General features: G+C 67.1%; 18 protein-coding genes. 7 read left to right on the top strand and 11 right to left on the bottom strand.

What is annotated here, in order from left to right; genetic code table 11:
* Positions 1–58: 58 nt before the first annotated feature.
* The 5 genes from SBP01_RS01385 to dacB all read right to left on the bottom strand — a co-directional run bounded on the left by SBP01_RS01385 (position 59) and on the right by dacB (position 5,379).
* On the bottom strand, positions 59–856 hold the full coding sequence (locus SBP01_RS01385) for a LacI family DNA-binding transcriptional regulator (protein ID WP_320537243.1): 798 nt from the start codon (positions 854–856) through the stop codon (positions 59–61).
* Positions 795–1,346, bottom strand: a complete 552-nt coding sequence (hpt, locus tag SBP01_RS01380) for a hypoxanthine phosphoribosyltransferase (protein WP_255769214.1) — start codon at positions 1,344–1,346, stop codon at positions 795–797. The genes SBP01_RS01385 and hpt overlap by 62 nt, the downstream gene beginning before the upstream one ends.
* A gap of 30 nt (positions 1,347–1,376) precedes the next feature.
* The gene (tilS, locus tag SBP01_RS01375; protein WP_320537242.1) at positions 1,377–2,438 is read right to left on the bottom strand and encodes a tRNA lysidine(34) synthetase TilS; all 1,062 of its coding nucleotides are present in this window, start codon (positions 2,436–2,438) and stop codon (positions 1,377–1,379) included.
* A 132-nt stretch (positions 2,439–2,570) separates the two neighbouring features.
* On the bottom strand, positions 2,571–3,704 hold the full coding sequence (locus tag SBP01_RS01370) for a zinc-dependent metalloprotease (protein WP_320537240.1): 1,134 nt from the start codon (positions 3,702–3,704) through the stop codon (positions 2,571–2,573).
* Between the two features lie 160 nt (positions 3,705–3,864).
* The gene (dacB, locus tag SBP01_RS01365) at positions 3,865–5,379 is read right to left on the bottom strand and encodes a D-alanyl-D-alanine carboxypeptidase/D-alanyl-D-alanine-endopeptidase (protein WP_320537239.1); all 1,515 of its coding nucleotides are present in this window, start codon (positions 5,377–5,379) and stop codon (positions 3,865–3,867) included.
* A gap of 153 nt (positions 5,380–5,532) precedes the next feature.
* Between dacB and SBP01_RS01360 the strand changes: the two genes are divergently transcribed.
* From SBP01_RS01360 to SBP01_RS01350, 3 genes are all read left to right on the top strand, one after another.
* Positions 5,533–6,021 (top strand): inorganic diphosphatase, encoded by a 489-nt coding sequence (locus SBP01_RS01360; RefSeq protein ID WP_024818962.1) that lies wholly within the window; start codon positions 5,533–5,535, stop codon positions 6,019–6,021.
* 222 nt (positions 6,022–6,243) lie between these two features.
* The gene (locus tag SBP01_RS01355; RefSeq protein ID WP_414004251.1) at positions 6,244–7,509 is read left to right on the top strand and encodes a carboxylesterase family protein; all 1,266 of its coding nucleotides are present in this window, start codon (positions 6,244–6,246) and stop codon (positions 7,507–7,509) included.
* Positions 7,506–8,312: a DUF429 domain-containing protein gene (locus tag SBP01_RS01350; RefSeq protein WP_320537237.1), complete on the top strand. Its 807-nt coding sequence runs from the start codon at positions 7,506–7,508 to the stop codon at positions 8,310–8,312. The genes SBP01_RS01355 and SBP01_RS01350 overlap by 4 nt, the downstream gene beginning before the upstream one ends.
* 35 nt (positions 8,313–8,347) lie before the next feature.
* Here SBP01_RS01350 and SBP01_RS01345 read toward each other — a convergent pair whose 3' ends face one another.
* Positions 8,348–10,771, bottom strand: a complete 2,424-nt coding sequence (locus SBP01_RS01345; protein ID WP_414004313.1) for a phosphoketolase — start codon at positions 10,769–10,771, stop codon at positions 8,348–8,350.
* 156 nt (positions 10,772–10,927) lie between these two features.
* On the opposite strand from SBP01_RS01345, the gene SBP01_RS01340 reads away from it, so the two are divergent.
* A complete protein-coding gene (locus tag SBP01_RS01340) occupies positions 10,928–11,527 on the top strand; it encodes a hypothetical protein (protein ID WP_320537236.1) in 600 nt (199 codons plus the stop codon).
* A 28-nt stretch (positions 11,528–11,555) separates the two neighbouring features.
* Here the strand turns inward: SBP01_RS01340 and SBP01_RS01335 are convergent, their stop codons facing one another.
* Entirely contained in the window at positions 11,556–12,407 is an 852-nt protein-coding gene (locus SBP01_RS01335) for an HAD family hydrolase (RefSeq protein ID WP_275213839.1), read from the bottom strand.
* 238 nt (positions 12,408–12,645) lie between these two features.
* On the opposite strand from SBP01_RS01335, the gene SBP01_RS01330 reads away from it, so the two are divergent.
* Positions 12,646–13,668, top strand: a complete 1,023-nt coding sequence (locus SBP01_RS01330) for a hypothetical protein (protein WP_320537235.1) — start codon at positions 12,646–12,648, stop codon at positions 13,666–13,668.
* Between the two features lie 59 nt (positions 13,669–13,727).
* Here SBP01_RS01330 and serS read toward each other — a convergent pair whose 3' ends face one another.
* Positions 13,728–15,008 (bottom strand): serine--tRNA ligase, encoded by a 1,281-nt coding sequence (serS, locus tag SBP01_RS01325; RefSeq protein ID WP_275213836.1) that lies wholly within the window; start codon positions 15,006–15,008, stop codon positions 13,728–13,730.
* Between the two features lie 89 nt (positions 15,009–15,097).
* On the opposite strand from serS, the gene SBP01_RS01320 reads away from it, so the two are divergent.
* Positions 15,098–16,156: a diacylglycerol/lipid kinase family protein gene (locus SBP01_RS01320; RefSeq protein ID WP_320537234.1), complete on the top strand. Its 1,059-nt coding sequence runs from the start codon at positions 15,098–15,100 to the stop codon at positions 16,154–16,156.
* A 12-nt stretch (positions 16,157–16,168) separates the two neighbouring features.
* On the opposite strand, the gene SBP01_RS01315 is transcribed toward SBP01_RS01320, so the two are convergent.
* From SBP01_RS01315 to SBP01_RS01305, 3 genes are all read right to left on the bottom strand, one after another.
* Positions 16,169–16,375, bottom strand: a complete 207-nt coding sequence (locus SBP01_RS01315) for a hypothetical protein (protein WP_275213833.1) — start codon at positions 16,373–16,375, stop codon at positions 16,169–16,171.
* Between the two features lie 102 nt (positions 16,376–16,477).
* A complete protein-coding gene (gene pheA, locus SBP01_RS01310) occupies positions 16,478–17,440 on the bottom strand; it encodes a prephenate dehydratase (protein ID WP_320537233.1) in 963 nt (320 codons plus the stop codon).
* A 42-nt stretch (positions 17,441–17,482) separates the two neighbouring features.
* Positions 17,483–17,809: a rhodanese-like domain-containing protein gene (locus SBP01_RS01305; RefSeq protein WP_275213831.1), complete on the bottom strand. Its 327-nt coding sequence runs from the start codon at positions 17,807–17,809 to the stop codon at positions 17,483–17,485.
* Positions 17,810–17,918: 109 nt separating this feature from the next.
* Between SBP01_RS01305 and SBP01_RS01300 the strand changes: the two genes are divergently transcribed.
* On the top strand, positions 17,919–19,391 hold the full coding sequence (locus SBP01_RS01300) for an amidase (protein ID WP_320537232.1): 1,473 nt from the start codon (positions 17,919–17,921) through the stop codon (positions 19,389–19,391).
* The last annotated feature ends 44 nt before the right edge of the window (positions 19,392–19,435 follow it).

The raw sequence follows: 19,435 nt of genomic DNA, 5'->3' as shown, positions 1-19,435 counted from the left end.
AAGTTCCCTCTGGGCGTAGCAGCCGCATCCGGCGCGGCCCCGATCCGCGGGCTTCCCGTTACTGGGCGGGCACTTCCGGTGGACCGGCGGCGGGATCAGGGCGGCCAGGTTGGGGAGGGAGGTTAGTGTCCGCGGCTTCCTCGATGGCGTCGATGAGGATCCCGGCCGCGCGGGCAGCGCGGGCGGCCCGTTCGGCTGATTGGTCGACGGCGGCCGGGGCGCCGTCGTCGTGATCTGGTTTTTCCGCCGAGGTGCTGCTGCCGCTGTCAACGGTGACTACCGGCACCACAGGACGGGGGCCGAAGTCAGCGAGGAGACGGCGCCCGGGGTGCCGTGGCGCGTAGAGGATTCCGTCCACCCCACGCCTTAGGAGGGACCCGACGTCGGCCTCCCTGGCCCCGGGGGTCTCCGTCATGGAGGTGGTGATCACCAGCAGGTGGTAGCCGCGGGCGCGGGCTGCCCGGTCGGCGCCGAGAATAAGTTGACCGGCCTGAGGATTGTCCCCGGCGTCTTCGATGATCAGTCCCAGCAACGCGGTCCGGCTGGTCCGCAGCGCACGGGCCACACTGTTGGGCCCGTAGCCCAGCTGGCCGGCCACGGCCCTGACCCTGTCCCGGGTTTCCGGGCTGATCCGGGCCGAGGGAACCTCGTTCAGGACGTGCGAAACAGTGGTCGGCGAGACGCCGGCGGCCGCGGCCACGTCCCTGATGCCGATGTTCCTGCCGCCTTTGTTGTTGCCGGTGTTGTTGCCACCGCTGTTGTTGCCACCGCTGTTGTTGCCGGCGGAAGAGTGTTTACTCGTAGACGTGCGGGGCGAGGGTGCCCACGAAGTCCAGGTTGCGGTACTTTTCTGCATAGTCCAGTCCGTAGCCCACCACGAACTCGTTGGGGATGTCGTAGCCGACGTACTTGACGTCGATTTCCACCTTGGCGGCCGTCGGCTTGCGGAAGGCCGTGCAGATTTCCACGGACGCGGTGCCGCGGGATTCGAGGTTGGTCTTGAGCCAGGAGAGCGTCAGGCCGGAGTCGATGATGTCTTCGACGATCAGGACGTCCTTGCCCATCAGGTCCGTGTCGAGGTCCTTGAGGATGCGGACCACGCCGGAGGACTGGGTGCCTGAGCCGTAGGAGGAGACTGCCATCCAGTCCATCGAGACGTGGCTGTGGAGCGCGCGGGCGAGGTCGGCCATGACCATCACGGCACCCTTGAGAACGCCGACAACGAGGATTTCACGGCCTTCGTAGTCCTTGTCGATTTCGGCAGCGAGCTCGGTGATCCGCTGCTGGATCTGTTCCTTGGTGTAGAGAACGTGTTTTAGGTCTGCCTGGACGTCGTTTGAATCCACCAATGGCTCCTGTGTAGATGCGGGGTGCGACTATTTTTGGGGCGGTTTTTGAGGCCGGAATACAAGCTTCCCACAGCGCGCCGCTTCGCGGGGAACGGAAGTGCCGCCGTCGGGGTCCTCCGCAGTGCGGTGCGGCTGGCCGGCGGCGTCCAGCTCAGCCAGCGACAACCGGTACACGCTCACCGCCCCGGGGAGCTCCACGGGACCGGCCGAACCCTGCCGGCGCAGCAGTGCTTCCGCCGCCAGAAGGCGCTGATAGCTGGGTTGCTGGCCCCCGACGTCGGCCGCTGCCTTGGCGATGACCCGGAACCTGATGGCGGGGGAAAGTTCGCCGAGGGCGGCCTCAGGAAGGCTGATTTCCTGGCCGGATCGCTGCGCCAAATCCACGTATGTGCGTTCCGCCACGTCCTCGAGGTAATCGGCGTCCAGCTGCAGGATCGACGCCGTCCGGGCAAGGGACTCCGCCACACCCGGTCCGAGCTTTTCCTCCAGGAGCGGGAGCACTTCCACCCGGGTACGGGAGCGGGCGAAGGCGGGATCGGAATTGCTGGGATCGTGCCAGGGCTCCAGCTCCTCGACGCGGCAGATCTCCAGGGTGTCCTCGCGGCGGAGGCCCAGGAAAGGCCGGAGCAGCAGGCCCCGGGCGGGCCGCATTCCGGCCAGCGAACGGGTGCCGGAACCGCGGGCCAGGCCCAGGAGGACCTGTTCAGCCTGATCGTCCAAGGTGTGTCCGAGCAGGATCGCGGCTGCGCCCTGTTCGCGTGCTGCTTCGTCCAGGGCGGTGTGCCGGGCGTCCCGGGCTGCCGCCTCCGGCCCCATGCCCGTGGACGCCACATCGACGGTGCGGACCTCAACCGGGGCAAGCCCGAGTTCCTTGAGCGCCTGGGCCGTGGTTGCAGCCACCTGCGCCGAGCCTTCCTGCAGCTGATGGTCCACCACCACGGCGCCCACCGTCAGCGGATGCCCGTCGACGTGGCCGCGGCGGCCAAAGTAGGCTGCCACAGCGGCGAGCGCCAGCGAGTCCGGGCCGCCGCTGCAGGCCACCAGCACATGCGCCGGATAGCCGGCCTCGGCCAGGGCGTTCTGAAGCATTTTGCGCGCTTTGCCGACGACGGGCGCGAGCCTGCCGGGCCGCCGTCGTCCGCTTGCGCGCGGCACTCTGACGTCGTCGGCCGGCGGACCCGGCGTGTGCGGCTGACCCGGCGGGTGGGGGGAAGCCGGCACCTAGAGGCCCATCCGGTCCACCCACAGCTTGGGTTCGTGGATTTCGGGTTCGGTGGGGAGGTTGTCCGCGGATTCCCAGACCCGGTTGAACCCCTCCATCCCGGCGACGTCCACCACCGCCCGGACAAACTTGGCGCCGTCGGAGTACTGGCGCATCTTGGCGTCAAGGCCCAACAGGCTGCGGATGAACTTTTCCAAAACGCCGCGGTCCTTGCCCCGGTCGGTGAAGCGCTGGCGGATGGTCTTGACGGACGGGACAATGCTGGCGTCCACGGCGTCCATCACCACGTTGGCGTGGCCCTCCAACAAGCTCATCACGGCCGTCAGGTGCGAGAGGGATGCCTTCTCCTCGGGGTTCTGCAGCAGATCTAGGATGGCCCCGCGACCGGGGGTGTTGCCCGTGGCGCTGCGGTCTTTAAGCGAGCGGGCCGCAGCTGAGGCGCGTTCCATCAGGGAGTCCACGTTGCCCAGCAGGTGGCCGCTGAGGTTGTCGACCTCGGAAAGCATGTGATGGCGGAGCCAGGGAGCGGCGGCGAACTGCACCCGGTGGGTCTGCTCATGGAGGCACACCCAGAGCCGGAAATCCTCCGGGGTGACGTTCAGTTCCCGCTCCACGGAAACGATGTTGGGGGCCACCAACAGCAGCCGGCCGCCCGCCGGTGCCTTGGAACCCTCGGCGAGGGCAGCGAAAGGATCGTACTGGCCCAGGACCTTGCTCGACAGGAATGCCAGGACGGCGCCGAGCTGGCTTCCGGTGATGGCGCCGCTGACGCTGGCCGCGGCGGGGCTGACGGTCCCGCGCCGGCTTTCGAGCATCTTTTCCATGGCGGGCTTGAGCATCACGGCGAAACTCTGGGTGTTGGCTTTGGCCCAGTTGGCGCGGTCCACCACCAGGACGGTGGAGTCCCGGAGGTCGCGTGCGGCTTCGAGTCCGGTGATCTCGTGGACGTGCGGGACCGACGCGTCCGCGAGGCTGCGGAGGCTGTCCACGGCATCGTTGATTTCCGCCGTGCCGAGCGTTGGCCCCGCGGAAGCCAGCCGCGACGCAGTGGATGCGGCCAGGTCCCAATTGATCATGGCCTGGGCCGGGCTGGATGATGCCGGTGCTGACGAATCACGCGCAGTGGACTCCATGTCCCCATCACATCACAGCGGACACCGGATGGTCCTTAAGTTCGCTGACCGGCGAACGCCCCAGGCCACTGCCGCGATCCCGCGGGGCCGGACCCTCATGCGGGTCCGCGCCGCTTTTGGGCCACCCCCGCTGGTGGCTGGAGGACCGCTGTCCCCTGGCTTACCGGCAGCCGCAGGCCGCAAGTGCCGCCGCGGCCCGGTCCACGGCGTCGCGGTTGCCGGCGGCGCCGGGGGCCAGCCCGTTGCCGATGAAGGAGAAGACCAGGAGCCGCCCGTCAGCGTCAACCACGTAGCCGCTGAGCGCAATGACCGTGTTCAACGTCCCGGTCTTGGCGCGCACCAGGCCGGCACCGCGGGACGTTGCGGCACCCTCGTAGCGGGCGTCCAGGGTTCCGGTCAGTCCCGCCACCGGGAAGCCGTCCAAGGCCTCCCGCAGGCGCTGATCCGTCCCGTCAGTGATGGCACGCACCACCTCGGCCAACTGGCGTGCGGAAACCTGGTTTCCGATAGCCAGTCCGGACACATCAGCGAACCTCATGGTTGGGGTGTCGATGCCCAGTTCGGCCAGTTGGGCCTGGACCGCAGCCGTTGCGCCGTCGTTGCTCGCGGGGCGTCCGGTGGCTGCGGCGGCCATCCGCCCCAGCACCTCGGCCAGGTAGTTGTCAGAGGTCTGCAGCATCAAGTCCACCTGCTCGCCAACCGTGGCGGACTGCACTTCTGCCAACACCGCACTGCCTGCCGTTCCTGCTTCGGCAGGGGTGGAACGCCCGACGCCGGCCGCTACCGTGAGTCCCGCAGCGGCGCCCGCCGCCTTGAGCTGCCCTGCGAACGCCTCCGCAGCGGTCACCGCGGAGTCCTGCGGGCGGGGGCCCGTGGTCACGGCGGGGTTGTAGCGTGCCGAGTTCAGTGCGAGCGGGTACAGCGGCGCCACCTCACCGGCGGCGACGTCCCCGTCCGCCCAGGCGGGGTTGAGGGCAGGCCCGCTGAAGAGCGAATCGTCCACCAGAACCGTCAGCTCCCCGGTTGTTCCCTGGGCTTGGAGGGCGGCCACGGTGGCGGCGGCCAGCGTGCCCAGCCCGGCGTGGCCCATCACCCGGTCCGGCGCAGACCCGCCTGCGTTGAGGAGCACGTCGCCTCCACCGGTGAGCACCACCTGGTTGGCGGTGGTTCCAGCCAGGACCCGGGTGCTGAAGCGATGGTCCGGCCCCAGTGAGCGCAGGGCGGCCGCCGCGGTGAAAAGTTTCATGTTGGAGGCGGGGACACGGTTCTCCGAGCCGCCGCGGTCATAAAGGACATTCCCGGTGAGCGCATCCTGGACAAACCCCGTAAAGCTGCCGTCGCCGTCGGGCTTTAACAGGGTATCCAGCTGCGCCGTGACGGCCGAGGGCAAGGGCACCGGCGCGCTGTCCAGGAGCGGCGTCAGGCCCTGCCGGGCGGAGAGGGTGGCAGGGGGCTGCTGCCAGACCGGTACGGAGGGGGCGGCCGCCGGCGGTAACGGGGAGATGAAGCCGGGCACAACCACCAGGGCAGCAGGTACAGCGAGCGCCAGCAGTAGGGCCAGCAGCCCGGCAAGGGGCCAAGCCCGCCGCACAATGGTTCCGGCGCCGGCCAGCCGGGAAGGCGAAACGTCCTTACGGGCGGTTTTTGACCCGGCAGGGGGCGATGTTTCCTTCATGCTGCTGCTGGTCCTCAAGTCCTGAAATTTCCCCGCAAGTTCCTGAAACCTGGGCCTCTCGCTATATCCTCAATAATAGTCGGCGGCACCGACACTCCTTTTCTGGTTCGTCTCCTGTGCCGCGAACCCCCTGCAATTGCCGAGGAGCATTCCATGAAGCATGACGTGACCATCGAGATCCCCAAGGGATCACGAGTCAAGTACGAAGTTGACCACGAGACCGGCCGGGTCCGCCTGGACCGCGTCCTCTTCACCTCCATGCAGTACCCCACGCACTACGGATTCTTCGAGAACACGCTGGGCGAAGATGGCGACCCGCTGGACGCACTGGTGCTCCTGCAGGACTTCGATCTGCACCCGGGCGTCATCGTTGAGTCCCGCCCCATCGGCGTTTTCAACATGACGGACGACGGCGGCGGCGACGCCAAGGTCCTGTGCGTGCCGGTGGACGCCCGCTTTGACCACATCCAGGAAGTCAGCGACGTCAGCGAATTCCTGATCAAGGAAATCGAGCACTTCTTCACCCGCTACAAGGACCTGGAGCCGGGCAAGTGGGTCAAGGCTGAGGGCTGGGGCGACCGCGCCGCCGCCGAGGCCGAGCTGGAAGCTTCCATCAAGCGTTACGTGCCCGCCGCGCACTAATCCCCCTGGGCCGGTCGCGTGGTGCGGCCTGCTCGACAAATCCCCGTCTCCCGGACAAATCCCCGCGTCATGCGAGGGGGAAAAGTCCGGGCGGCGGGGATTTTCTGTTGCCCCACCACAGTAAATCTGTGGAATCGTTGACCTGTGAGTTCCGAGCTTTCCTTTAATTCCCCCTCTTTTGACCCCCCGTGCGGGCCCACCACCGGTTGGCGGGATGGTGAGGTGTTGCGCGCCACCGGGATCCCGTACGCCACCGCCGGCCGTTTTCAGCCTCCTGTGGCTGCGCCCGACTGGACCGCCCCCTTCGCCGCGACCAGCCTCGCGCCCGCCTGCCCCCAGGGTCCTGTCCCCTTCCTCGACGACGTCCTGGGAACCCGCTACGGCGAGCTTCCCGGCAGCGAGGACTGCCAGCGCCTGTCCATCACCATCCCGTCCGGGCTGGCCGACGGCGAGCGGGTCCCGGTCATGGTGTGGCTCCACGGCGGCTCCTATACGTCCGGCTCCGGGGACCTGGCGATCTTTGATGCTTCCTCACTCGTGGCGGAGAACCGCGTCATCGTGGTCTCGGTGACCTACCGGCTGGGCCTGTTTGGATACCTGGCCACGGGAACCGGCAGGCCCGCCAACCTTGGCCTGCTGGACCAGTTGGAGGCGTTCCGCTGGGTGCAGCGCAACATCGCAGCCTTCGGCGGGGATCCGCGCCGCGTCACGGCCTTCGGCCAGTCAGCCGGCGGCGACTCCGTGGCCCACCTGATGGCCACTCCGGAAGCACCGTCACTGTTCCAGCGGGCCATCATCCAGAGCGCTCCCCTGGGCATCACCCGTGGCCGGCACAAGATGAGCCGGGCAATGGGAATCGCCGCCGAGGCCGTCACCGAGGACACCCCGGCAATGGACGTGGTGGCCATCGAGGACCATGTGTCCCAGGTTTCCCGGAAATACGGGCTGATTGCCGCCATGCCGTTCGGCACGCAGTACGGGCATGCACCGCTGCCGCCGGAAGCCGACATCGAGGACGCCTGGAACGCCACCGCGCCGGGCATCGAGGTGCTGATCGGGCACACGTCCGACGAGGCCAGGCTGTTCATGCCGCGGAGCCGGTTCGCCGCCGGGCTGGGCAAGGTTCCCCTCGTGGGTGCGGCCGCCGTCCGTACCATCAACTGGGCTGTTACCGAGGCGGTGTACGGCAGGGCCGCCCGGAAGTTTGCCCGCCGCCATGCCCGTGCCGGCGGCAAGGCCCACAGTTATGTGCTGTCCTGGGGCGCGCCCGGAAACTTCTACCGAGCCGCCCACACCGTTGACCTTCCGCTGCTGTTCGGGAACCGGCAGACCTGGGCTGCCGCAGGACTCCTTACAGGCGCCAGCTGGGACGAAATCGACGCCGTGGGCCGCGACGTGCGCCGGCTGTGGGCTTCCTTCGCCCGGGGTGACAGCCTCGGCGGGGCAGGCAGCATCCCCGGGGCCCTCGAGTACCACGCCGCCGCATGAGGACACTCGGCGTCGACCTGGCGGCGTCGACCAAAAAGACGGCCGCCGCTGTTCTGGACTGGTCCGCTGGCACGGCCCGTCTGGAGTACCTTGCCCTCGACGTGGGCGACCGGGAAATCGTGGAACTTTTCGGGGCCAGTTCGATGACGGGCATCGACTGCCCCGTTGGCTGGCCGGACGCATTCCTGCCGTTCCTCGCCGGACACCTGAACTTTGATGGGCCTCCGGTCCTGGAGCACGACGGCATCGAGGGGCGCCGGCTGCTGGCCTACCGGGACACGGACCGCTTCGTCACCGCGCACACCGGGCTGATCCCGCTCAGCGTCTCCGCCGACCGGCTCGCCCATCCGGCCATGCGGTGCGCCGTGCTGCAGGCCAAGATCGCAGCTGGGCACGGGCCGCAGGCCAGGGACGGCTCGGGCCGGCTGGCGGAGGTCTATCCCGCCGCTTCCCTGAAGGTCTGGGGGCTCCTGGCCCGCGGATACAAGGGCCGAGGCGCGCCCGAGGCGGATCGTCTTGGTGCGCTCCTGGCAGACCTGTGCGAGGCGGCACCATGGCTGGACCTTGCCGGTCACGAGGACCGGCTGGCCGCCTCCGACGACCTCTTCGATGCGGTCATGGCCTCGTTGACGGCCCGTGCCATTGCCGTAGGCCAGACCCTCCGTCCGCCGGTTTCCCACGCGACAGCGGCCCTGACCGAAGGCTGGATTCATGTCCCGTCCGGTGCGCTTACCGGACTCGCGGCCCCGGCCCCGGGTCCCGCAGGAGCAACGCGGGGTCACTCCTGGTCCGAAAAACCCTGATAATCGGTCGTAAAGTGACCCCGCGTTGCTTGGAGTCAGGCGTTCAAAGTCCAGGTGCGGATATCTTCCAGGTCCTCGCCTTCGGTCCTGGTGTGCTCCCGCGCCTGCATCCTGCGGTCCTGGAGGCGCTGGCGCAGCAACGAATGCTTCTCCGCCATGCCCGGCACCCGGTCGATCGCGTCGATGGCCAACTGGAAGCGGTCGATGCCGTTAAGCATGGCCATATCGAACGGCGTGGTGGTGGTGCCCTCTTCGTTATAGCCCCGAACGTGCAGGCCCTCCTGGTTGGTGCGGCGGTAGGCCAGCCGGTGAATCAGCGCCGGGTAGCCGTGGTACGCGAAAATGACGGGCTTGTCCGGGGTGAAGATTCCGTCAAAGTCGCGCGAGCTCAGGCCGTGCGGGTGCTCGCTCGCGTCCTGGAGCCGCATCAGATCCACCACGTTGACCACGCGGACCTTCAGTCCTGGGGCGCCTTTCTTCAACAGTTCCGCTGCGGCCACGGTCTCGACAGTTGGCACGTCGCCGGCGCAGCCGAGCACAACGTCCGGTTCCTCCCCTGGAACCTCGGACCCTGCAAACTCCCAGATGCCCAGCCCCCGCCGGCAGTGGTCCGCAGCGTCCGCCGGACCCAGCCACGTGGGTGAGGGCTGTTTGCCGCTGACCACGATGTTCACGTAATCCGTCGATGCGAGGCAGTGCTCCATGACCGAGAGCAGGGTGTTCACATCCGGCGGCAGGTAAACCCGGATGACCTCGGCTTTTTTGTTTACCGCATGATCGATGAACCCGGGGTCCTGGTGTGAAAACCCGTTGTGGTCCTGCTGCCACACATGCGAGGAGAGCAGGTAGTTCAGCGAAGGAACAGGCTGGCGCCACGGGAGTTTCCGGTGGACCTTGAGCCATTTGGCGTGCTGGTTGAACATCGAATCCACGATGTGGATGAAGGCCTCGTAGCAGCTGAACACGCCGTGCCTGCCGGTCAGGAGATACCCCTCCAGCCAGCCCTGGCAGAGGTGCTCGCTCAGCACCTCCAGAACCCGGCCGGACCGCGCGAGGTGCTCATCGACGTCGTCAATCCGGTACTGCCAGACCTTGTCCGTCACCTCGTAGACATCCTGGAGCCGGTTGGACGCCGTCTCATCCGGTCCAAAGAGGCGGAAGGTCTCCATATTCAGCGAGATGACGTCGCGCATCCACGAGCCGAGCCTAATCATCGGGCTGATGCGTTCGGTGCCCGGCCGGGCGACCTCGACGGCGTGGGCCGAGTAGGCGGGCAGCTTCAGCGGTTTGCGCAGCAGTCCGCCGTTCGCGTGCGGGGTGGCGCTCATCCGGAAATTCCCGGACGGTGCATTCGTGGCGACGTCGGGCCGGAGTCTCCCGTCGCCGTCGAACAGTTCCTCCGGCCGGTAGGACTGCAGCCACTCCTCCAGCTGCTTCAGATGCCCGCCGTTGGTGCGGACTTCGGACAGCGGGACCTGGTGCGCCCGCCACGTGCCTTCAACCTGTTTCCCGTCCACCGTCCTCGGCCCGGTCCACCCCTTGGGTGAGCGCAGGACGATCATCGGCCAGCTGAGCCCGCCCTCCCCCGGCACTTCCCCGGATGCATCCCGCCGGTGGGCGTCCTGAATGGCCTCGATGTCCGCGAGGCAGCGGTCCAGGACAGCGGCAAAGTCCTGGTGCGCCTGGCCGGTGTTGCCGGGATCCGCCACCGTGACGAAGTACGGCTCGTGGCCGTAGCCGCGGAGCAGCTGTTCCAGCTGTCCCTCCGGCATGCGGGCCAGAATGGTGGGATTGGCGATCTTGTAGCCGTTGAGGTGCAGGATGGGCAGCACGGCCCCGTCGTGGACGGGATCCAGGAAATTGTGCGAGTGCCAGCTTGCCGCGAGCGGTCCGGTTTCCGCTTCGCCGTCGCCAATCACGACGGCGGTGATCAGCTGGGGATTGTCGAAGACAGACCCGTAGGCGTGGGCCAGGGCATACCCCAGTTCGCCGCCCTCGCTGATGGACCCGGGGGTTTCCGGCGCGGCGTGGCTGGGGATGCCGCCGGGGTAGGAGAACTGGCGGAACAGCTCCGCCAGGCCTGCCTCGTCCTGCCCCACAGCACCATAAATTTCGGAGTAGGTCCCCTCAAGCCAGGCGTTGGCCACCACGGCCGGCCCGCCGTGGCCTGGCCCGGCCACGAACAGCATCTCCCGGGAGTCCCTGCGAATGACGCGGTTCAGGTGCGCGTACACGAAATTCAGCCCCGGGGTGGTTCCCCAATGCCCCAGCAACCGGGACTTGGTGTGGCCCGCGGCAAGGCGTTCCCGGAGCAGCGGGTTGGACCGGAGATAGATCTGCCCCACAGAGAGATAATTCGCGGCACGCCACCAGCGGTCCACAGTCTCCAGGTCGTCCGGCGTCACGTCGCCCTGCGTGAATTCGTCCTGCATCAAGTCGTCTTGCGGGCTGCCGGTCATGACCGTCCTCACGTCGCTGCGCGCCGCCCGGAGCGGCCGTCCCTCCATCGCAACATTTTCGGCGCGGCTGCACAACCCCGGGCCCACCCTGACCTGCTGCGGGACCCTGCGTTCACTTGCCCTCGGCATGCTACCTGCGGGTAGTCTGTTTTTCACATGTTCACGTTGACCATCAACCAAATCGATAGCCGGCGCGACGGCGACCGCGTTCCTCAGCTGCTGAAGGACCTGCGGCATATTCCTGCGCGCCTTGATTTTGACCGTTCGGTGGAAGATGAAGTCCAGGGCATCGTGGAGTCACCGCATCAGGCGGTGGAAGCTGCACTGATCGCACTGCGCTGTGGCTCCTGGTATGTCGGCCTGGGCGTGGGACCGGTCAACGAACCGCTGCCCAACCAGATCAAGGACGCGTCCGGCCATGGCCTCGTCTACGCCCGCCGCGCCGTGGACAGGCTTCGCAACGCCAAGGAACGCATTCCGGTGGCCGTGGAGGGTCCGCTCGCCGACGTTGCCCATGAAGCCGAATCGGTCCTGAGGCTGCTCGGCCACATCGTCCGGGACCGTTCCGGAGCGGAGTGGAGGGTCCTTGACCTGATGACTCCCGGGGTCCGCGGGCAGCAAAAAGCCGTGGCCCAGGAACTGGGGATCACCACGCAGGCCGTCAGCAAGGCCGTCGCCAGGGCTCAGTGGACCGAAGAACACGCCGCCCGGCCGGCGGCCGCCCGGCTCCTGTCACTCATCCTCGAGGTGCGCTGACCGCAGGCTGCCCCGGGAAAAGTACCTCCTACCGAAGGAGGCTGAGCAGCACGTGGGCGGCGCCGTCGTCGAACACTGAAGCGGTGACCTCGTCAGCGGCCGCAATGACCTCGTCCGGCGCCTGTCCCATGGCCACCCCCCGACCGGCCCAGCCCAGCATTTCAATGTCGTTCCGGCCGTCGCCAATCGCCACGGTAAGGTGCGGCTCAGTCCCCAAATGGCCGCGGAGTCTTTCCAGCGCACTGGCCTTGGTGACGCCGGCGGCGGCAATGTCCAGCCACGCGGTCCAGCCGACAGAGTAGGTGACGCCGGCCAGGCCGATCTGCTGGATGGTTTCGGAGAACTCCTCCGGCGTGTTCTCGGTGCTGAACACCACCAGGCGGACGGCAGTGGCTTCCAGCAGCGTACGGAAGTCCACGGGGACCGATTCAACGCCGAAGCTGGCGTCATGGAAGCGCTCGGTGGCGAGGAAGTTCCCATCCTCGTCTTCCAGCGCGTACTTCGCAGTGGGCAGGCGGTCGCTGAGGGCGCGCAGAGCGGGGGCCGGATCGAACGTGGACTTGTGGATGATTTCGTAGCCGTCGGCCAGCTCCGGATCCAGCCGTAAAGTCACGCCACCATTGCAGCAGACGGCGTAACCGGTGCTGATGCCGATCTGCTCGATGATGGGCAGGGTGGCGGTCAGGGACCGGCCGGTGGCAATCAGGACGTCGTGGCCGGCAGCCACTACGGCCTGGGCTGCTTCACGGACCGGGGCGGACATGTGGCCATCATGGTCCACCAGGGTGCCGTCCACGTCCAGGGCCACCATGAACTTGTTGTCGGTTGCGTTCCGCTGGTCATCGATGCCAGCGACTGTGGATTCAGTCAAAATAGTCATCCATCAAGTAGACCAGACACCCCCGAAACCGGCTAGGACGCAGGCCACAGCCCCCGGTGAACACGTGGTTAATACTCACGGGGCCGTGGCGTTTCTTGGCCCACCGTTCCCCCGCTGAACGGTCAAATCCCCGCGGGCCGCCGAGGGGAAAAGACCATTCCCGGGGGAATTGCCGGAGTTATCCACATCCGGGCATACGTGGCTGGCGGCGCCCCGGCAGACGGCAAAGTATGGAACCATGAACTCCCCTCCCCCTGCCCTTATCCTGGCCAGTCGCAGGCGTGCCCTTACCGGAAGCAGCCGCAGCCTAAGCCGGGCCTACAGCAAGGGGGAGCTGGTCCGTGTCAGGGCGGGCGCCTACTACAACAAGCCCGCGTGGCTCTCCCTCAAGGCCTGGGAACGCTATTCCGTCACGGTGGCCGCCGTGGCCGCCACCGACCCGTCGGCCACCTTCTGCTACCTGACCGCCCTGCGGATCTGGCACCTGCCGAGCCCGCGGGTTCCCGACCACGTCCATTTGCTCACACCATCGCCGCACAAGGCCGGAAAGCATCCCCCAACCACAACGGCCGCGCAGGATCCGAAGACGGGCTCCTCCGGGCTCGAAGCAGCAAGAGGGTACGGGGTCTCCCGTCATCACTGGCAGGCAAGCGTGGTGCGGCACAGAGGTTTCGGTGTCACTTCCCTAGTGCAGACCGTCCTTGACTGCATCGTTCGGATGGAGTTTCCCGAGGCAACAGCGGTGGCTGACCACGTGCTCGGAGGCCGCCGCGCTGAAGGCGAACGGCTCACCCGGAACGAGATTGAGGAGGCATCCGGCTTTTTCGCGTCGGCTGCTAAGCGCCGTCGTGTCCTTGAAGTACTGGCATTTGCCGACGAAGCTGCAGAAAGCGCCGGAGAATCCCGGAGCCGCGCGCTCATCCATGTCTTAGGCTTCCCGGCCCCGGTACTCCAACAGGCCTTTTACGACAGCCAAGGATTCATTGGGCGCACGGACTTCTTCTGGCCTGAGTTCGGTGTGATTGGCGAGTTCGACGGCGACGCAAAGTATCTCGACGACGACCTCCTTGGGGACCGCACGGCTCGCGAAACCGTGCTGGCCGAAAAGAAGCGCGAGGACAGGCTTCGTGCCCTGGGCTATACGGTGGTCCGCTGGGACTGGAAATCCGTCAAGAAGCCGGACCTCCTGGGACAGAAGCTCGCAGCGGCCGGCCTTCCGCGCAGAAATCCCCGCCGGGTGGACCAAACCCCCTGGCGTTAGCCGGGGAATGGACCTTCAGACGGGGATTTCTTCGGGCAACGCCGGCGGACGGAACCGCCCTAGAGGACCGGGAAGACCTCCAGGCCGCCGAGGTACTTCTGCAGCGCTGCGGGGACGTTGACCGAGCCGTCGGCGTTCTGGTGGTGCTCCAGGATGGCCACGATCCAGCGGGTGGTGGCCAGGGTCCCGTTGAGGGTGGCCACGGCGCGGGTTCCCTTGGCCACGCCTTCGTCATTGATGACGCGCTCACGGATGTTCAGGCGGCGGGCCTGGAACGTGGTGCAGTTCGAGGTTGACGTGAGCTCGCGGTAGGCACCCTGGGTGGGCACCCAGGCTTCGCAGTCAAACTTGCGGGCGGCGGACATGCCAAGGTCCCCGGCGGCCGTGTCGATGACCCGGTAGGGCAGCTCGCACTTGGCCAGCATCTCCTCTTCCCAGGCCAGCAGGCGTTCATGCTCGGCCGCGGCTTCCTCAACAGTGGTGTAAATGAACATCTCCACCTTGTTGAACTGGTGCACGCGGATGATGCCGCGGGTGTCCTTGCCGTGCGAACCGGCCTCGCGGCGGTAGCAGGAACTCTGCCCGGCGAAACGGATGGGACCCGACGCGAAGTCCAGGATTTCGTCCGCGTGATAGCCGGCCAGCGCCACCTCGGAGGTTCCCACGAGGTAAAGGTCATCCTCGGCGAGACGGTAGATCTCGGCGTCGTGCTTGACATCAAAACCGGTGCCCTGCATGGTTTCGGGGCGCACCAAAGTAGGCGTGATCATGGGAACAAAACCTGCCTCGATGGCCTGGTCCATGGCCATCTGCAGCAGCGCCATCTCCAGCCGCGCCCCCACCCCGCGCAGGAAGTAGAAGCGGGAACCGGACACCTTGGCGCCGCGCTCCATGTCAATCGCGCCGATCAGCTCGCCGATTTCCAGGTGGTCCTTGGGCTTGAAATCGGGGAATTCGCGGGGCGTTCCGACGGTCTTGACCACCACGTAGTCGTCCTCGCCGCCCTCGGGAACACCGTCTTCAATGAGGTTCGGGATGGAGCGCAGCAGTTCGTCCTGCTTGGCCTGCACGGCATCGGCCTCGGCGGAGGCTGCCTTGACGCTGTTGGCCAGCTCTTTGACCTCGGCGAGGAGGGCTTTTTTCTCGTCGCCCTTGGCCTGTGCCACCTTCTTGCCGAAGACGTTCTGCTCGGCCCGGAGGTTTTCATACCGGATCAGTGCGGCACGCCGGGCGGAGTCTGCTGCGATGATCGCGTCCACCACTGACTCGTCGGCGCCGCGGGCGCGCTGGCTGGCACGGAACTTGTCCGGGTTTTCGCTGAGGTCTTTTACGTCGATCACCAGACAAGAGTATCTAATCCCGCGCACTGGGCACTGCCGCCGGGATCGCGGAAATGGGGGCACCCCGCCCGGGCTACTGTTGAAGCACGATGAACGACTGGCTTCTCTACCTCCTGAGCGCGGCAGCGCTGGCTTTTGCCGTCTCCAGCTGGTGGGGTGTGCGCAAGCTCAAGGCACTGCATATCCGGAGCGCCGTCAACGAAGCCGCCCACGAAGCCGGGCTCACCCACCAGCGTGTGGCCGTCATCCTCAATCCGGTGAAATCACGGGCGGCCGAGGCGAAAGAAGCCATTCAGCGTGCCTGCCTCACGGCCGGCTGGGAGGACCCCCTCTTTTTGGAGACCACGGCGGAGGACCCCGGCTATTCGCAGGCCAAGGCGGCGCTGGAGTTCAAGGCCGACGTCGTCCTGGTGGGCGGCGGCGACGGTACCGTGCGGGTGGTGGCCGAGTCACTCGCACACACAAATGTAGCCATGGGCATCATCCCGCTGGGAACCGGCAACCTCCTCGCCCGCAATGTGGACCTGGACGTCAATGACCTGCGCGCCAACATCAACGCTGCCCTGTTTGGTCAGCAGCGCTACATCGACACCGCACGGATGACCATCGAAAACTCCCGCACCGGCCACTCCTCCGAACACCTGTTCCTGGTGATCGCCGGCATCGGCATGGACGCGGAAATCCTGGCAGACACCAACGACGGGCTCAAAAAAGCGGTGGGATGGCTCGCCTACACCGAGGCCGGCATGAGGCACCTTCCCGGCCGGCGTCGGAAGGTGTCCGTGTCCCTGGACGAAAGCCCGGAGCAGGCACGAAACATCCGGAGCGTGCTCTTCGCCAACTGCGGGCTGGTGCCGGGCGGCATCGACTTCATCCCCGAAGCCATGATTGACGACGGCATGCTCGACGTGGTGGTGATGAGCCCGCGCAGCGCCTTCGGCTGGCTCGCCATGTACGGAAAGATCGTGTTCAAGCACCGGGGCAACCTCCCCATGATGACCATGTACCGGGCCGGGAAGATCGTCATCAAGTGCCCGGAACCCCTGCCCACCCAGGTCGACGGCGACCCATCGGGCCTGGCCACAAAGGTCACCGTCCAGGTGGCGCCCCGGTCACTCCTGATCCGGGTGAAGTCGCAGCCGGTCTAAGCCGGCCCGCCTTCAGGCGGTAGCTTTCTTTGCAGCTTCCTCGGCGGCGGCCTTGGCGGCACGCGCCTCAGACTGCTCGCGGATCATGGCCTGTTCCTCTTCGAAGCGCAGCCGATCAGCGCGGTCAGCTTCATCGCCGTCCCAGTCCTGGTTGTCGGCGGTCGGTTTGGGGTTAACGATCATGCCCTGGCCGTCATTATCTGTACTGCTGGTGCTCATGACCCGCTCCCTTCGTTAGGGGCCGTCCCCCCAAGTTGATCAAGCAAGCATACGCACAGTAACCAGCACGCGGAAGTACCTCTCGTACGCTGTGGGCGAAGCCTAGGAAGCCGTCTCCGGCAGGCCCGGCCGCGGCTGAAGAATCCCGTCCACCCATTGATGCGCTGCATGGAATGCTTCGTCCGACGTGTGCGGAGCCACGACGACTTTCTGCGCGTCGGCCCGCCCGTAGGAACCCAGGAACCGGGTGGCCGGGCTGATGCGGTGAAGCCCGGCCAGGGCATCGGCAACCCGGGCATCCTGGACATGGCCGTCAGCGTCGATGCTGAAAAAGTAGTGGCCGAGGTACTGCCCGGTGGGCCGGGATTCGATCCGGCTGAGGTTCACGCCCCGGGTGGCAAACTGGTCAAGGATTTCCATGAGCGCGCCCGGCCGGTCCTCGGGCAACGGAACCACCACCGTGGTCTTGTCCGCCCCGGTCCGCTGCGGCAGTTCGCCGGGCCGGCTCACCATGATGAACCGCGTCACGGCACCCGGGTTGTCTCCGATGTTCTCCGCAAGCACAGACAGTCCGGGCTGCTCCTGAGCCACGATGGGCGCACAGATCGCCGCATCGTAGTGGGCGCCGTCCGCCAGCAGGCCCAGGGCGGCGGCCGCCGTGGAGGAACCGGGAACGTATTCCGCACCCGGTATATTTGTCTCCACCCACAGGCGGCACTGCGCCCAGGCGTGGCCGTGCGTGGAGATACGGCGGATATCGGCGAGGGCCACGCCCGGCCGGGCCACCAGCACAAAGCTGATGGGGACCAGCACCTCCCGCGTGATCCGGAGTTCCGGGCCGCCGGCGATGGCGTCCAGGGTGGCGGTGACGCCGCCCTCCACGGAGTTCTCGATCGGGACCATGGCGGCATGTACGGAGCCGTCCCGGACCATGTCCAGCGCGGCGTTGACGTTGGAGGCCGGGACGCGGGTGGCCTCGGCAGCCCCGGGAACCTGCATCAGCGCGGCTTCGGTGAAAGTTCCCTTAGGTCCAAGGAAAGTGTAGATAGCGGCTGGTGCGGGCATGGCGGATTCCTTCAGGACTTTGGATTCAGGGAAAGTCGCGGCTTAGAGGACCAGCGGCTTGAGCCCGTTATCGGATACCAGCGGCTTGCCTGATTCCAGCCACTGGTCCATTCCGCCGGCGACGTTGATGGCTGCATAGCCTTGGCCCGTGAGCCACTGCGCAGCGCGGAAGGAACGGCCGCCGGTCCTGCAGATGACGTACAGGTCCTGGTCCGGGTCCAGCTCGTCCAAGCGCGCGGGAAGCTGATCCAGCGGAATGTGGAGGGCGCCTTCGGCATGCCCGGCCACCCACTCGTAGTCTTCCCGAACGTCCAGAAGGGCCGCGTCGGCGGGAACGTCGTTGACAGGCACGGACTCGAAATCACTCACGGGATTCCCTTTCAGATGACGATGGTCTCCTCCCAGCCTAACGCCGGGAAGATACCCTCCCGGCCGGGAACGGGCAGGTTACGCTTCTACGAGATCCCGAGGAGGACCCATGCCCACCGAGCAGCCCACCGCTTCCCCGCACGAGCTGCATGAGATGTCCGCCGTCCAGTTGCGGGACTCCCTGCGTTCCGGTGAGCTCTCGGCCCGTGAAACGACGGCGTACTTCCTGGCCCGGATCACCGAATGCAACCCCTTGCTGGGCGCTTTCATTACCGTCACCGCAGAACAGGCCATGGCCGATGCAGCCGCTGCCGACGACCGCTACTCCCGGTTTCGGCGGAGTTCGGCGGCGCCTGCAGACGGTGCCGCGGCGGACGGCCTGCCGCTCCTGCACGGCATACCCACCGCGTTCAAGGACCTGACTGATGTGGCCGGCGTGGTGACCACCCACGGCAGCGCGGCCCTGGACCACAAACCTGCGCCCACTGACGGAGCCCTTGCCGCGGTACTGAAGGCCGCCGGCGTGATCTCGCTGGGCAAAACGCAGGTTCCGGAGTTCGGGCTGACGGCCTACAGCGAAAACCGCATCGCGCCGCCGTCGCGCAATCCGCACGCCCCCAGCCGCAGTTCCGGCGGCTCCTCCGGCGGCAGCGCAGCCGCGGTGGCGGCCGGCCTGATTCCTGTCGCTCCCGGGAGCGACGGCGGCGGCTCCATTCGGATCCCCGCGGCGGCCTGCGGACTGGTGGGACTCAAACCGGGCCGGGGTCTGGTGCCCTCGGGCGAGAGCGCAGCTGATCCCGCCGGGCTGGTGGTGGCCGGCCCGCTGGCCCGGAGCGCCGCCGACGCTGCGCTGCTCATGGACGCTCTGGTGCCCTCGCCCGCGACCTGCTACCTCGACGCCGTGGCCCGCGAACCACGTCCGCTGCGGATCGGCGTGAGCCTGGCCAGTCCGTGGTCCGGTGCCTTCCCGTTCACACCCGGGCCGGAAGCCCTCGCGGCCCTGCAGGCGGGCCGCGAGATGCTCGAACACGCCGGACACGCCGTGTCTGAAGCGGACATCCGCTACGACAACCGCTACCCGGACGCCTTCACGACGGCCTGGACTGCCGCCGTCGGCACGGCCCGGATCAGCCCGCAGCGTGAAGCATTGCTGACCCCGCTCACCAGGACGTTCCGGCGCAGGGCCCAGCAGCGCAGCACCTCCAAACTGGACGAATCCCTGGCGTTCCTCCGGCGGTTCACCCGTGACACCATCACCCAATACGCCGCATGGGACCTGATGCTGATGCCTGCCCTGGCTCAGACGCCACGTCCGGTGGGCTGGTTTACCGGTGCCAGCCACGGCGACGCGCGCTGGCCTGCCGCAGCCTGGGCGGGCGACGCCGATGAGGACTACCGCCGGCAATGCCAATTCGCGCCGTGGTCCTCCATGGTGAACGTTTGCGGCCTGCCGGCCGTGACGGTTCCCGTGCACTGGACCGGCGGACAACCAGGCGAGGGGCTCCCCATGGGGATCCAGCTGATCGGTCCGGAAGGGTCCGAGTTACTGCTGCTGCAGGTGGCGTCCCAGCTGGGATTCTGACCCGTGGATGAACGGCCCGGGGTGTCGACTCTGCGGCCAAATGG

Origin of the sequence: Pseudarthrobacter sp. IC2-21 (genome assembly GCF_034048115.1) — a bacterium.
Taxonomy (GTDB): Bacteria; Actinomycetota; Actinomycetes; order Actinomycetales; family Micrococcaceae; genus Arthrobacter; species Arthrobacter naphthalenicus.
The sequence above is the reverse complement of the archived record's forward strand: the minus strand, read 5'-3'. Positions and strand labels throughout refer to the sequence as shown.

Excerpts from the sequence above, each read along its gene's own strand:
- SBP01_RS01385 (WP_320537243.1), bottom strand. The coding sequence starts at position 856 with ATGCAGAAAAGTACCGCAACCTGGACTTCGTGGGCACCCTCGCCCCGC.
- tilS (WP_320537242.1), bottom strand. The coding sequence starts at position 2,438 with ATGCTTCAGAACGCCCTGGCCGAGGCCGGCTATCCGGCGCATGTGCTG.
- SBP01_RS01370 (WP_320537240.1), bottom strand. The coding sequence starts at position 3,704 with ATGGAGTCCACTGCGCGTGATTCGTCAGCACCGGCATCATCCAGCCCG.
- dacB (WP_320537239.1), bottom strand. The coding sequence starts at position 5,379 with ATGAAGGAAACATCGCCCCCTGCCGGGTCAAAAACCGCCCGTAAGGAC.
- SBP01_RS01360 (WP_024818962.1), top strand. The coding sequence starts at position 5,533 with ATGAAGCATGACGTGACCATCGAGATCCCCAAGGGATCACGAGTCAAG.
- SBP01_RS01350 (WP_320537237.1), top strand. The coding sequence starts at position 7,506 with ATGAGGACACTCGGCGTCGACCTGGCGGCGTCGACCAAAAAGACGGCC.
- SBP01_RS01345 (WP_414004313.1), bottom strand. The coding sequence starts at position 10,771 with ATGACCGGCAGCCCGCAAGACGACTTGATGCAGGACGAATTCACGCAG.
- SBP01_RS01340 (WP_320537236.1), top strand. The coding sequence starts at position 10,928 with ATGTTCACGTTGACCATCAACCAAATCGATAGCCGGCGCGACGGCGAC.
- SBP01_RS01335 (WP_275213839.1), bottom strand. The coding sequence starts at position 12,407 with ATGACTATTTTGACTGAATCCACAGTCGCTGGCATCGATGACCAGCGG.
- SBP01_RS01330 (WP_320537235.1), top strand. The coding sequence starts at position 12,646 with ATGAACTCCCCTCCCCCTGCCCTTATCCTGGCCAGTCGCAGGCGTGCC.
- SBP01_RS01320 (WP_320537234.1), top strand. The coding sequence starts at position 15,098 with ATGAACGACTGGCTTCTCTACCTCCTGAGCGCGGCAGCGCTGGCTTTT.
- SBP01_RS01315 (WP_275213833.1), bottom strand. The coding sequence starts at position 16,375 with ATGAGCACCAGCAGTACAGATAATGACGGCCAGGGCATGATCGTTAAC.
- pheA (WP_320537233.1), bottom strand. The coding sequence starts at position 17,440 with ATGCCCGCACCAGCCGCTATCTACACTTTCCTTGGACCTAAGGGAACT.
- SBP01_RS01300 (WP_320537232.1), top strand. The coding sequence starts at position 17,919 with ATGCCCACCGAGCAGCCCACCGCTTCCCCGCACGAGCTGCATGAGATG.